The 12,540-nt window shown below is 36.7% G+C and carries 10 protein-coding genes; 7 read left to right on the top strand and 3 right to left on the bottom strand.

Annotation, left to right across the window (positions count from 1 at the left end; translation table 11 throughout):
- Positions 1-26 precede the first annotated feature (26 nt).
- A complete protein-coding gene (locus ACQ76T_RS20725; protein ID WP_431345132.1) occupies positions 27-2,156 on the bottom strand; it encodes a S9 family peptidase in 2,130 nt (709 codons plus the stop codon).
- Positions 2,157-2,277: 121 nt separating this feature from the next.
- Between ACQ76T_RS20725 and ACQ76T_RS20720 the strand changes: the two genes are divergently transcribed.
- Positions 2,278-2,751, top strand: a complete 474-nt coding sequence (locus ACQ76T_RS20720) for a hypothetical protein (RefSeq protein WP_431345131.1) — start codon at positions 2,278-2,280, stop codon at positions 2,749-2,751.
- 12 nt (positions 2,752-2,763) lie between these two features.
- Positions 2,764-2,952, top strand: coding sequence for a DUF6496 domain-containing protein (locus ACQ76T_RS20715; RefSeq protein ID WP_431345130.1), 189 nt, complete (start codon positions 2,764-2,766; stop codon positions 2,950-2,952).
- A gap of 113 nt (positions 2,953-3,065) precedes the next feature.
- Here ACQ76T_RS20715 and glgP read toward each other — a convergent pair whose 3' ends face one another.
- On the bottom strand, positions 3,066-4,730 hold the full coding sequence (glgP, locus tag ACQ76T_RS20710) for an alpha-glucan family phosphorylase (protein ID WP_431345129.1): 1,665 nt from the start codon (positions 4,728-4,730) through the stop codon (positions 3,066-3,068).
- A 204-nt stretch (positions 4,731-4,934) separates the two neighbouring features.
- Here glgP and ACQ76T_RS20705 point away from each other — a divergent pair, with 204 nt between their 5' ends.
- From ACQ76T_RS20705 to ACQ76T_RS20685, 5 genes are all read left to right on the top strand, one after another.
- Positions 4,935-5,732 carry a hypothetical protein gene (locus ACQ76T_RS20705; RefSeq protein ID WP_431345128.1) on the top strand — a complete coding sequence of 266 codons (798 nt, stop codon included), beginning with the start codon at positions 4,935-4,937 and terminating at the stop codon, positions 5,730-5,732.
- A gap of 158 nt (positions 5,733-5,890) precedes the next feature.
- Complete coding sequence (locus ACQ76T_RS20700) at positions 5,891-7,999, top strand: T9SS type B sorting domain-containing protein (RefSeq protein ID WP_431345127.1); 2,109 nt, start codon at positions 5,891-5,893, stop codon at positions 7,997-7,999.
- 89 nt (positions 8,000-8,088) lie between these two features.
- Positions 8,089-8,682 (top strand): DUF1572 family protein, encoded by a 594-nt coding sequence (locus ACQ76T_RS20695; protein WP_431345126.1) that lies wholly within the window; start codon positions 8,089-8,091, stop codon positions 8,680-8,682.
- A gap of 67 nt (positions 8,683-8,749) precedes the next feature.
- Complete coding sequence (mtaB, locus tag ACQ76T_RS20690; RefSeq protein ID WP_431345125.1) at positions 8,750-10,096, top strand: tRNA (N(6)-L-threonylcarbamoyladenosine(37)-C(2))-methylthiotransferase MtaB; 1,347 nt, start codon at positions 8,750-8,752, stop codon at positions 10,094-10,096.
- Positions 10,097-10,150: 54 nt separating this feature from the next.
- Positions 10,151-11,668 carry an FMN-binding glutamate synthase family protein gene (locus ACQ76T_RS20685; RefSeq protein WP_431345124.1) on the top strand — a complete coding sequence of 506 codons (1,518 nt, stop codon included), beginning with the start codon at positions 10,151-10,153 and terminating at the stop codon, positions 11,666-11,668.
- 67 nt (positions 11,669-11,735) lie between these two features.
- Here the strand turns inward: ACQ76T_RS20685 and ACQ76T_RS20680 are convergent, their stop codons facing one another.
- Positions 11,736-12,485: a hypothetical protein gene (locus ACQ76T_RS20680; RefSeq protein WP_431345123.1), complete on the bottom strand. Its 750-nt coding sequence runs from the start codon at positions 12,483-12,485 to the stop codon at positions 11,736-11,738.
- Positions 12,486-12,540 lie beyond the last annotated feature (55 nt).

Raw genomic sequence — 12,540 nt, 5'->3', positions numbered from 1 at the left:
TATTATATTATAATAGAATCGAACTTTTATAAATTTTCTACAATGAAGTCCGTCATTTTCTGATACAGTTGTGGTCTTGTTTGTCCACCATAAATTCCATGGTTTTTGTCCGGATAAGCCATGAAATCAAACTGTTTTTTGTTTTGAATCAAAGCTTCAGAGAATTCCATAGAGTTTTGGAAATGAACATTGTCATCAGCTGTTCCGTGGATTAATAAGAATTTCCCTTTCAACAGGTTCGCATATTCTGTAGGAGAATTTTTGTCGTATCCGTCAGGATTTTCCTGTGGAGTTCTCATAAATCTTTCTGTGTATACAGAATCATAATATCTCCAGTTGGTTACTGGTGCTACAGCAATTCCCACTTTGAAAACATCTGCTCCTTTTGTCATCGCCAGGCTGGTCATATAACCACCGAAGCTCCAACCGAACATTCCGATTCTGCTTTTATCAATATAAGATTGGTTTCCTAACCACTTGGCTGCAGTGATCTGATCTTCAATCTCATATTTCCCTAAATTCATATAGGTCACTTTTTTGTATTTCGCTCCTTTGTAACCCGTACCACGACCATCTACACAAGCAACGATATATCCTTTCTGTACAAGATGGTTGAACCACATTGCATTTCCGTTATCCCATGAATTGGCAACCTGTTGAGATCCCGGCCCGGAATATTGGAACATAAATAATGGATATTTTTTATTAGGATCAAAATTTTTAGGCTTCATAATCCATGCATTCATCTGATCTCCCACTGCATTAGGGATGGTAATGAATTCTTTTTCAGCAAAATTGTCAGCTTTTAGTTTTTGAAGCTGTTCATTATTGTTCTGAAGTTCTTTAACTGTTTTTCCGTTTCCGTCTTTCAGTACATAAGTGTATGGTTTTACAGCAGATGAAGAGGTTTCAATGAAATAATTATAGTTTTTACTGAAGTTCGCCGAGTTGTTTCCTTCCGCATTAGAGATCAGCTGAGATTTTCCGTTTTCAATATTCACTTTGGAAACAACCTTGTAGATACTTCCTTTTTCAGTCGTCTGAACGTAAATTTCTTTTGATTTTGGATTGAAACCATAATAATCGGTTACTTCCCAGTTTCCTTTTGTGATCTGTTTTTTCAGTTTCCCATCTTTATCATACCAATAAAGGTGGCGGTTTCCGTCTCTTTCAGAAGCCCAAAGGAAAGAATCATCTTCAAGGAATTCTAAAGTAGGACTGTCTGTATCGATCCACTTGTCATCTGTTTCTGTAAATAATTTCTGAACGGCTCCTGTTTTAGTGTTTACTTTTAAGATATCCGAAGCATTCTGAACTCTCTCAGAAGTAATCAGGACAATTTCGTCCGCTTTTGCAGTCTGGAATACATTTGGAATATAATAATTCTTGAAAGAACCCAGGTTCAGCTGCATTATTTTTCCTGTATCAAGACGATATAACTGTGCCGAAACTACCGAGTTTTTCTCACCGGCTTTCGGGTATTTGTAACGCATTTCAACAGGATAAAGATTTTTCCCGTAGATCGGAATGTAGATTTCCGGAACCTGACTTTCATCTGATTTTACAAATACAATAGCGTCGGAATTCTTGGTCCATTCATACTGTTTGGCATGTCCAAATTCTTCTTCGTATACCCAATCTGCCAAACCATTAAGAATGAAATTCTTTTTCCCGTCATTGGTAATCTGGGTAATTTTTCCAGAGGTAAGGTCCTGGTAGAATAGATTGTTGTCTGAAATAAAGGCTACTTTGGTAGCATCAGGGGAGAAGGATGGTTCCTGAACTGTTTTTCCTTCATTAAGACTGATCGTCTTTCCGGATTTTAAATCTTTTACATCAAACTTACCTAAGAAAGAATGTCTGTAAATAGGCTGGCTTCCGGTTTGTAAAAGAATTTTGGATTCGTCATCGGAAAATATATAGCTTTCAAATCTTCCGTCAACAATATTTCCTTCTTTTTGGGAGGTTTTATAAGAATATTTTGCAATTCCTGTGGGTTCTATTACAAGATAGTTTTCTCCGTTTTTCATGGAAGAGATTCCTGCAATGCCCTTTCCGCGGTAATATCCTGAATATATTTTATCTAAAGTGATTTCCTGTGCTGACAGATTTTGGAATACTGCGGCTACAGTAAGAGTTAAGAGTAGTTTTTTCATTTCTAACATTAATGGAATTCAAAGATAATAATTTTATTAAAATGTATTAAAAAGCTTTTCAAATACGATTTTTGGCAAAAAAATTGAATGACATAAAGTATAATCAAACCAAATAATAATTATGGAAACGAATGCATTCAACCAGAAACTGAACCGTTATGTACTGAACGATAGGATTGTTTATACAGGTTTTTCCAGTTTTAAAGATGCGGATGAATGTGCTCATAAAAAAGGTGGCACATTGGTAGAAGTAGGTTTTAAGGATGGAAACGATAATCCCGAAGTTACTGACGAGGCTGGCTTAATAGAAAAAAAGCTTCATTACTATGTATCTGCGGGTGATGAATATAAATTTATCCATTCTTCTGATCCGGGATTTAGAAAATATGCTGAAGAACTGCAGAAAATAAAAGCAAGAAATGATAAAACCAGTCCGGATGAACGGTATTTTGCCAATTTCGAGATTGAAAATATTGAAGACCCGATTATAGTGATTAAAAATGATCACCTGGAATCGGTAACTTCAAGAGAGCGCTCAAAATATTTGAAGCATGCCTGCGTATATGAACTAGGGGTATCCCTGCCAAAACCTTAAAAAAATCTTATCATGAGCAAAACTAAATATTCAGATAAAGCTCAGGACAAAGTAGGAAAAGTGATGCATGAATTCAAGGAAGGAAAACTGAAATCTTCTTCCGGAAAGAAAGTGACAAGCAGAAAACAAGCGATTGCTATCGGAATTTCTGAAGCAAGAGAAAAAGGCTTGAAGGTATCAACAAATAAAAAAAGTAAATAACTCAACATAGCAAAGCCCGGAAATTTCCGGGCTTTGCTATGTTGAAAAAAAAATCAAATAATGGTAATGAATTTTAGGGTTCATTCACGATTATTTGGAGTTTTTTTTAGTTGTTAATTCTTCCCATTATAAAGTACTCTGTAGTACTCATCCGCCATCCTATCACTGTTAAACTGATGTTTTACATCGTCCATTGCTGTATACTGGATTTTTCTCCATTGGTCCGGACGGTCATAGTACATCGGGAGAATTTCATTTTCAAGAAGCTCGTATAGCTTATTCAGGTCATAATTATCCTGTTCGTAGATGCTCATATTCATATAATCAGCTTTGGGAACTACGAAAGAATTTTCTCCGGATTTTGCAAACTCAGGAATCCATCCATCATCTGTGGATAAATTTACCGAACCGTTCATTGCTGCAGTCATTCCGGAAGTTCCAGAAGCTTCTCTTGGAACTCTTGGATTGTTCAGCCATACATCCGAGCCTTGTTTTAAAGATTTACTTAATGAAAGCTCGTAGCCTGTAAGAACGGCCATATTTTTATTGTTCTTGCTTTCTTCAACTAGAGTATTGAAAGTAGAAATGGCAGAATAATCCATTGGATAAGGCTTTCCTGCCCAGATAATCTGTACCGGATATTTTGGATTGTTCAGAAGTCTGTAGAATCTTTCTTTATCGTGTAAAAGCAGATCTGCACGTTTGTATCCAGCAAACCTTCTTGCCCATACAATTGTGAAAACATTAGGATTGAAAAGATTTCCAGTCTGGTCTGCTACAATGCTGAACAGTTTTTTCTTCAAATGCTTTTTACGATAGTCGAAAACGGTTTCATTATTTTCGTCTTTAGCATTGTATAAAGGTTTGTCTGCCCAATATTTAAATTCCTGAGCGTTGGTAATAGAAGTGATTTCGCAGATTCCCGGATATTTGTTCCACATTGTTCTGGAAACTACACCATGCAGCTGGGAAACTCCGTTGGCTATTCTTGCCATTTTCAGAGCGCAAAGTGAGTGATTGAAGCGGTCATCGTTTGTTCCTTCAATGCTTTTCACGTCTTCCATGCTATAGCCAGAGAAGTAAGACATATCGTAGCATAATCTGAAACTATGTTTTTCATTTCCTGCTTCTTCTGGAGTATGGGTCGTGAAAACCAGTTTTTCTCTTACTTTATTCAGGTCGCCATTGTATTTTTTCAACAGATAAAATGCTGCGGGAAGTCCATGAGCTTCATTAAGATGGTAAACATCTCTTTCGATGTTCATTTCATCCAGCAATTTTGCCCCTCCTTTTCCTAATAAGATATATTGGGCAAGCTTTGTAGATTCGTTGGCATCATACAGTTTGTGACAGATGGTTTTTGAGACGTGATCATTTTCTGGCACGTCTGTCGAAAGAAAGAACATTGGGGCTGTATTGAAAATTTCAGGATCAAGATACCATACTTTTACCCATACTGGAGCACTGTGGATTTCGATTTGAAATTTTATTCCTGTATCTTCAAGAAAGCTGTATAACTTTCTGGTCCATACTGGTTGTAGAGTCTGGTCATGATTTCTTGCTTGGTCATAGTAACCGAACTTCCATAAAATACCAATTCCGATAAGGTCCTGCTTCAGATTGTAAGCGCTTCTCATATGAGAGCCTGCCAGAAAGCCGAGACCGCCTGAGTATATTTTAAGTACCTGCTCAAGGGCAAATTCCATCGAAAAATAGGCAGTTTTTTTAGAATATTGGGGATTGATGTTGTAGGGTATTTTGAAATTCCTAAAATCCATAGATGCTAATTTGTGTTAGAAGGAACAAAGGTATTAATAATGAAAATAAACTTTACATTAATTAATCAATAAATTAATTTTAAAAGTAGGTGTTGAATAGTTTTTTTACTTATCTTTAAGTATGTAAATTTTTGATTATCAAAAACTTTTAACGATGAAAGCCCTAGGCTGCATGTGTTCTTTAATCCCATAAAAAAATCACACATGAAAAAGACGTTTTCGGATGAAGATCTGATTAAAAATCTGAGTTTATACTACCTCAACAGGCATTTGAAAAAAAAGCCCATAGAAAAATATCACCGTACCATAGATGAATCTCCCCTTCATGACCGTGAAAAGTATAGAAAGAAATCGGAAATCTTACTTCTCAATTCTTTTATGCATCACTTCCCTGAAGTGAAATTCGAAAACCTTACCTGCGAAAGTCCCGACTTTATCGCAAAGCTGAACGACAAAAAAATCGGAATAGAACTGACCGAGGTGATCAACCATCTGGAAATGAAAAAAGTAGAAAGTACTTTGAATAAAATGTTCCGTCAGGCAGAAATATTATTAGAACAGGAAGACACTACGAAATATCGTGGTGTTTATTTTTTAGAATTCTATCCGGATACCAAGTTTGATACAATAGAAGTACAGCAGGAAAATATCATCAGTATTTATAAAAGTATCAAAAAAAATAAGGCAACCGGTTGTGTAAAGAGTATAAGGAAATCTTTCCATCGAAGAAATGTCTTTATCACCCATGAATACAGTATGAATCTATTTGATGAACTTTGTTCGGAGAAAATTCTGGAACTTATTGAAAAGAAAAACGAGAAATTTCCTTATTATGATACTTCTGTTGATGAATGCTGGCTGGTGATCGTTTCAGACATGAATTCTATTGCCTCGAGATATACTTTTATTCAGGATAAAGAACATCTGAAGGAAGTGAAAAGTCCTTTCCATAAAATATTTCACCTCGAAAATCTCTGCGGAAACATCACAAGTATAAAATAGTGTTAATTGTTGTTATATTCTGAATCATTTTGTTATTTAATTTAAAATAATTTAAAATTATATAGATTTTGTTATTTGTAATTAAAATATAGGTATATTTGATGTATGTTGATTATCAACAGATTTATAACTGATATAACCATCAAAACATATGATCTATGAGAAAACTTTTACTACTATTTCTTGTGTGCATATATCATACCTATTATTCTCAGGCAGACTGCGCTACAGCTCTTGCAGTATGTGGAAATTCAAATATTACCTATAATCCTATCGGATATGGAGATATTAAAGAAATGGTGAACTCGGGAAGCTGTATAGACTCGAGTGGTGAGCATAATTCAATTTGGTATAAAATTACAATTGCTACAGGTGGAACCCTTACCTTTGATCTTCTCCCAAACAACCCTGATGCGGATTACGACTGGGCTATTTTTGGCCCTAATGTCAATTGCGGAAGTTTAGGAGCTCCAATTCGTTGTAATGCGGCGACAGTTATTGGTCCAGGGCCAGCAACTGGGCTGAACATGACGAGTACGATTCTAAGTGCTGCAGGAGGTTCAAGTACTCCATATTGCCGATATTTGGATGTATTACCGGGACAAACATACTATTTATTTATAGATAACTGGGTGAGCAGTACCAGCAGTACTACAGCTCCGTTTTCTCTGACTTGGGGTGGAACAGCAACATTAGCTTCTCCATTTACAGATCCTACTATTCAGATTTACCCTTTCATTGCTCCGGGAGTGCCCGCTGCCAATCCTGCAGATCCAAGAGAAGTGGTGATCTGTTCTCCTACAGTTTTGTTTGATTTTTCTACTTTATCAGCAGGAATTCTTAATGGAAACCAGAATTTCAGTGTAAGCTATCACCTTAGTCAAAATGATGCTTTGGCGGGGAGTAATCCTATTACTATTCCTAGAACTGTAAATACAACTACCACTTACTATTACAGCATCAATTATACGGATCCTACCAATGCAACCAATCCTCTTAATAAATGTAAACAGGTTGGCAAATTCAAATTTAAAGACGGTTCTATTACGGTAAAAAATGCAACGTTAACACAATGTAACAACAATAATGCAGGTACAGCATTGTTTGATCTTACGACAGCAGATGTCTTTGTCGGGACAAATGTAACGAAGAGGTACTATCAAACAATGTCTGATTTGAATGCCGGAATCAACGAAATTACAACTCCGCTTTCATTTGTGTCTGCAGAAGGGGTTATTTATGTAAAAGTTATTTCTGAATTTGGATGCAGTGCAATAGCTCAGATTACGTTAAAGTTCCATCCTGTGGTGCCCGTCAATGAAGCAACTTTGAGATCTTGCTTTATTGAAACTAATCCATCTACAGCACTGTTCAACCTTGCAAATGCTGCTGTTTATCCACAACAGACACCACTTCCGACAAAAAAATATTATCCTTCTGTGACAGATGCCATTAGCCAGACTAATGAAATTTTAAATGCAACCAACTATATAGCGCCTAATGGAGTTGTATATGTTAGAGTTTCCAATGCTCAGGGATGCTACAGTATCACTAAGATTACTTTAATAGTGATTCAGCCTGTGTACTCAAGTATCCTTAAAGATCAGACCATCTGTGCTGAAGATCAGACTATATTAGACGCCGGACCAGGATTTAAAAGCTATGAGTGGAGCACTGGGGCAACCACCCAAACCATCAAAGCAGGAATCGGGATGTACTGGGTGAAGCTGAAAACCGGAGAATGTATTACAACACAGACCGTAAAAGTTCTTCCTTCTGAGCAGCCGGTTGTTTCCGGAATAGATATTGCCAGCAATACGGTTACAGTATCAGTAATAGGAGGAACCCCGCCTTATAAATATTCCATGGATAATATTATCTGGCAGGATTCTAATGTTTTCAAGAATCTTGCAAGAGGAGATCATAAAGTATTGGTAAAAGATGCTTATGACTGTGATCCTATTGAAGTTGTAATTGTGGTTCCTAATCTGGTTAACGTGATTACACCAAATGCAGACGGCATTAATGATGTGATTGATTATTCCGCATTAGGAAACAAACAAAATCTGATCATGAATATCTACGACAGGTACGGAAGTAAAATTTTCCAGGCAGATAAGCTTAATGGGTACAAATGGGACGGAACTCAGTCCGGAAGAAGAGTGCCTACCGGAACCTATTGGTATTCTGTAACATGGAATGAGAATGATAAAAAAAATACTCCAATCAAATTTACAGGTTGGGTATTAGTGAAAAACAGAGAATAATACCTAAATATAACACATAGATAAAACCACTTCAAACGAAGTGGTTTTGTTTTGAAAATTTTTTACATTAGTTATCAAAATAGAAAAAAATGAAAAATCTCTTCGTAAAACGTTTTGAATATTATAAATCTCTGGGAGATAAGACTTTCAGTCAGCTGACAGACGAGCAGGTTTTCTGGCAGTATAATGAAGAAAGTAACTCTATCGCCATTATTATAAAGCATGTCGCTGGAAATATGCTTTCCAGATGGACGAATTTTCTAACAGAAGACGGAGAAAAATCGTGGCGTAATCGCGATGAGGAATTTGTCAATACTTTTAAGACCAAAGAAGAAGTCGTTGATTATTGGGAGAAAGGCTGGAAATGTCTTTTCGAAGCTCTTGATCAGATCAATGATGAGAATTTGCATGCTACCATTTATATTAGAGGAGAGGCTCATTCTGTGATTGATGCGGTTTTCAGACAATTGGCTCATTATCCATATCATGTTGGTCAAATTATTTATATCGCTAAGATGATGAAAAATGAAGATTGGAACACGCTTTCTATTGCCAGAAATAAATCTCAGGAATTCAACAGTGAAATGAAAAATAAATTCCCTGGTTTAGAAGAATCTGAGGAGCCTTCATCACCGGTTTGCTTTCAAAATAGTTCTGAAATTAAGGATGAATATAAACAATAGATTGAATCAATATTGAGTTGTTATTAAAATTACTATCTTTGCACCCATAAAATTCAGGAGTAACTACATGTCTACTTTTCATAGAACTGCCGCGTTTCATACCCTTGGCTGCAAATTAAATTTTGCGGAAACATCTACTATTGCCCGTCAATTGACAGATGCAGGTTATGATAAGGTAAGCTTTGATGAAAAGGCTAATGTCTATGTTATTAATACATGTTCAGTTACTGAAAATGCTGACCGTGAATGTAAACTTCACGTGAAAAGAGCAATGAAAGCCAATCCGGAAGGACTGGTAGTTATCGTAGGATGCTATGCTCAGCTGAAACCTGAAGAAATTTCACAGATTGAGGGTGTAGATCTTGTTTTGGGAGCTAAAGAAAAATTCAATATTCTTAGCTATCTGGACGATTTGGAGAAATCTGAGAGCGAAGGAATCGTTCATTCTTGTGAAATTGAAGAAACAGATTTCTTTATTGGAAGTTATTCCATCGGAGACAGAACCCGAGCTTTCCTGAAAGTGCAGGATGGATGTGATTATAAATGTACTTACTGTACCATTCCATTGGCAAGAGGAATCTCCCGTTCGGATACTATTGAGAATGTTCTTAGAAACGCCACCGAAATTGCTGCTAGAGATATCAAAGAAATTGTCCTTACTGGGGTTAATATCGGCGATTATGGAAAAGGCGAATTCGGAAATAAAAGACACGAACATACTTTTCTGGATCTGATCTCAGAACTTGATAAAGTAGAGGGTATCGAAAGAATCCGTATCTCTTCTATTGAGCCCAACCTTCTTAAAGACGAAAGTATTGAACTGGTTTCTAAAAGCAGAAGCTTTGTTCCGCATTTCCATATCCCTTTACAGTCTGGATGCGATGATTTGTTGAAAAAAATGAAACGTCGTTATCTGACAAAACTGTACAATGACAGGGTGAACAAGATCCGCAAGGTGATGCCTGATGCGGCTATTGGTGTAGACGTTATTGTAGGATTTCCAGGAGAAACAGAAGAAAAGTTCATGGAAACCTATAATTTCCTTAACGAGCTTCCTATCACTTATCTGCACGTATTTACTTATTCTGAAAGAGAAAATACAGAAGCTGTCGGTATGGAAGGAATCGTTCCTGTAGCGGAAAGAAAGAAAAGAAATAAAATGTTGAGAATTCTTTCTGAAAAGAAGAAAATGGCATTTTATCAGACCCAGCTTGGGAAAACGCTTCCTGTTCTTTGGGAGCACGAAAATAAAGACGGAAAAATGTTCGGTTTCACAGAAAACTATGTGAGAGTTCAAAAGGACTTTGATGCGGCATCCGTTAACCAGATAGAATTTCTAAATTTAGAAAAAATCCTGTCAGATGGCACGGTTTCAGTGCAATCTTCTTACCAAAATTTTTTAGCAAAAGCATAGGCTCTTTGCAAAATTTCCACTAATTTTATTTTTAAACTTTTAAATACTACATTCATGAGAGATAAGTTTTTATCTTGGGGAATTGTATTAGTAGCTGCTACGTGGATTGTAGCACTGCTGATCAGAGCGCATTACTGGATACCTACGCTGTTATCCGCAATTTATGCATTGGGTGTGTACAATGCTTACCAATCGAAACATGCTATTTTGAGGAACTTCCCGGTGTTGGGATACTTCAGGTACTTTTTCGAAAGTATTTCACCGGAAATGCAGCAATATTTCATCGAAAGGGAAACCGATGGGAAGCCATTTCCCAGAAATCAGCGTTCTGCAGTGTATAGAAGAGCCAAAAACCTAAGTGATACGGTAGCATTTGGAACACAGCTTGAAGTGAATCATAGAAAATATGAGGGAATAAAGCATTCCATTTACGCAAAATCACCTTCAGAAGAACTTCCAAGAGTATGGGTAGGAGGAGAACAGTGTACTCAGCCTTATCATGCTTCATTGTTTAATATCTCAGCAATGAGTTTTGGAGCATTAAGTGACCGAGCTCAGATTTCATTGAACAGAGGAGCCAAAAAAGGAAATTTTTATCATAATACAGGAGAAGGAGGAATTTCACCTCACCACATGGAAGGTGGAGACCTTTGCTGGCAGATCGGAACAGGTTATTTTGGATGCCGTGATGAAGAAGGAAAATTCAATCCTGAATTATTTACAAAATATTCAAATCTTCCGAATGTGAAGATGGTAGAGATCAAGTTGTCTCAAGGAGCAAAACCGGGCCATGGTGGAGTATTACCGGGAGTGAAAAATACACCGGAAATTGCGGCTATTCGTCACGTCACACCAGGAATGACGGTTATTTCTCCGCCATCACATACTTCTTTCTCTGATGCAGCAGGTTTGCTGAGGTTTGTACAGCAGTTAAGGGAACTTTCAGGAGGAAAGCCTATAGGATTTAAACTTTGTATAGGAGATACCAAAGAATTTGAAGATATCTGCGTACAGATGAATGTACTGAAAATCTACCCGGATTTTATTACCATTGATGGAGCAGAAGGGGGAACAGGAGCTGCACCACCAGAATTCTCAGATGGAGTAGGGATGCCATTAGAGCCCGCTTTGATATTCGTAAACAGAACTCTGAATAATTATAATGTAAGAAACAAATTAAGAGTAATTGCGAGTGGAAAAGTTCTTACCAGCCTTGATATCCTCAGAGCAATTTCAATGGGAGCTGATATGTGTAACAATGCACGAGGATTTATGTTCTCTTTAGGATGTATTCAGGCATTGAGATGTAATACAAACAATTGTCCTACAGGAGTAGCTACACAGGATAAAATGCTTATCAAAGGGCTTGATGTAACAGATAAGGCAGAAAGAGTATATCATTTCCATAAAAACACACTTCATACCTGTAACGAGCTGATTGCAGCTGCAGGAAGAAGTTCTTATGAAGAAGTAGATGCTACCATGTTTATGAGAGGAGATGAATTTGATCATCTGGCAGACCTTTATTTCCCGGATATTTTAGGAAATGTAAAACAGAAAGCAAGATCTTAATAAAGTCATTTGAAAACAATAAAACCGCCTTATATAAGGCGGTTTTATTGTTTTATGGTATTTTTTCTTATTGTTGTACTTCAGTACTAGGTCTGTCTGATCTTCCATAGATCTGGAAGTTGAAGATGAACGTTCTGTTTCTGTAAGAAACATTAAAGTAAGGATAATGTGGATTTCTTGCAAAAGCAGCTCTTGAAGGAACAATAATCACTCCCTGAAGATTATAAGGTGTTGAATTGTCAATGTTATCAAAAGCCTGAAACTTTTGAAGAGCTTCTCTGAAACCTGGTATTTGATAGTAGCTTGCCTGTTTCGCAGCGTCCGTTGTAGCCGCGGTTAGGATAGACTGTTTTACATAATAATAGGTAGGATCATTAAGTGGAACTCCATTCCCGCTAATTGTATTTAAAAAAGTAAAGGTATCAATGAATGATATCGTTCCGTTATTATCACCAGCAAGGCAAGCATAGCTTCTTCCCATGATTTTAATAACATCCGATGGACCAATAGTTTTTGGGTTAGTCGTTGGTTGTGCTCCATCTCTAATGATATAGATTGTACCGGAAGGCAACGTTTTATAATCCAGTTGAGATAATTTTTTTTCATTATCATCAGAAGTATCCGTAGAGCTGAAAGCTTTTATATTCCCCTGTGCATCCAGATAATTCTCATCCATATACTTCTTAATTGCCTGATCATCATAGGAATTCTGCGTCGCAATATCGTCAGGCTCCTTGTACGTTTGTGTATCATCATCTTTTTTACATGCAGAAAACGACAAAGATCCTACAAGGATATATAAAAATATTTTTTTCATTTCAAAAAACTTTAATTACTTTACAAATAATATAACGGCAAAAGTATAAAAAAAT

Source organism: Chryseobacterium sp. JK1, assembly GCF_050632815.1.
In the GTDB taxonomy this organism is placed as follows: domain Bacteria; phylum Bacteroidota; class Bacteroidia; order Flavobacteriales; family Weeksellaceae; genus Chryseobacterium.
The sequence above is the reverse complement of the archived record's forward strand: the minus strand, read 5'-3'. Positions and strand labels throughout refer to the sequence as shown.

Bases quoted from the DNA above. Each gene is read 5' to 3' on its own strand.
- ACQ76T_RS20725 (WP_431345132.1), bottom strand. From the start codon at position 2,156: ATGAAAAAACTACTCTTAACTCTTACTGTAGCCGCAGTATTCCAAAAT.
- ACQ76T_RS20720 (WP_431345131.1), top strand. From the start codon at position 2,278: ATGGAAACGAATGCATTCAACCAGAAACTGAACCGTTATGTACTGAAC.
- ACQ76T_RS20715 (WP_431345130.1), top strand. From the start codon at position 2,764: ATGAGCAAAACTAAATATTCAGATAAAGCTCAGGACAAAGTAGGAAAA.
- glgP (WP_431345129.1), bottom strand. From the start codon at position 4,730: ATGGATTTTAGGAATTTCAAAATACCCTACAACATCAATCCCCAATAT.
- ACQ76T_RS20705 (WP_431345128.1), top strand. From the start codon at position 4,935: ATGAAAAAGACGTTTTCGGATGAAGATCTGATTAAAAATCTGAGTTTA.
- ACQ76T_RS20700 (WP_431345127.1), top strand. From the start codon at position 5,891: ATGAGAAAACTTTTACTACTATTTCTTGTGTGCATATATCATACCTAT.
- ACQ76T_RS20695 (WP_431345126.1), top strand. From the start codon at position 8,089: ATGAAAAATCTCTTCGTAAAACGTTTTGAATATTATAAATCTCTGGGA.
- mtaB (WP_431345125.1), top strand. From the start codon at position 8,750: ATGTCTACTTTTCATAGAACTGCCGCGTTTCATACCCTTGGCTGCAAA.
- ACQ76T_RS20685 (WP_431345124.1), top strand. From the start codon at position 10,151: ATGAGAGATAAGTTTTTATCTTGGGGAATTGTATTAGTAGCTGCTACG.
- ACQ76T_RS20680 (WP_431345123.1), bottom strand. From the start codon at position 12,485: ATGAAAAAAATATTTTTATATATCCTTGTAGGATCTTTGTCGTTTTCT.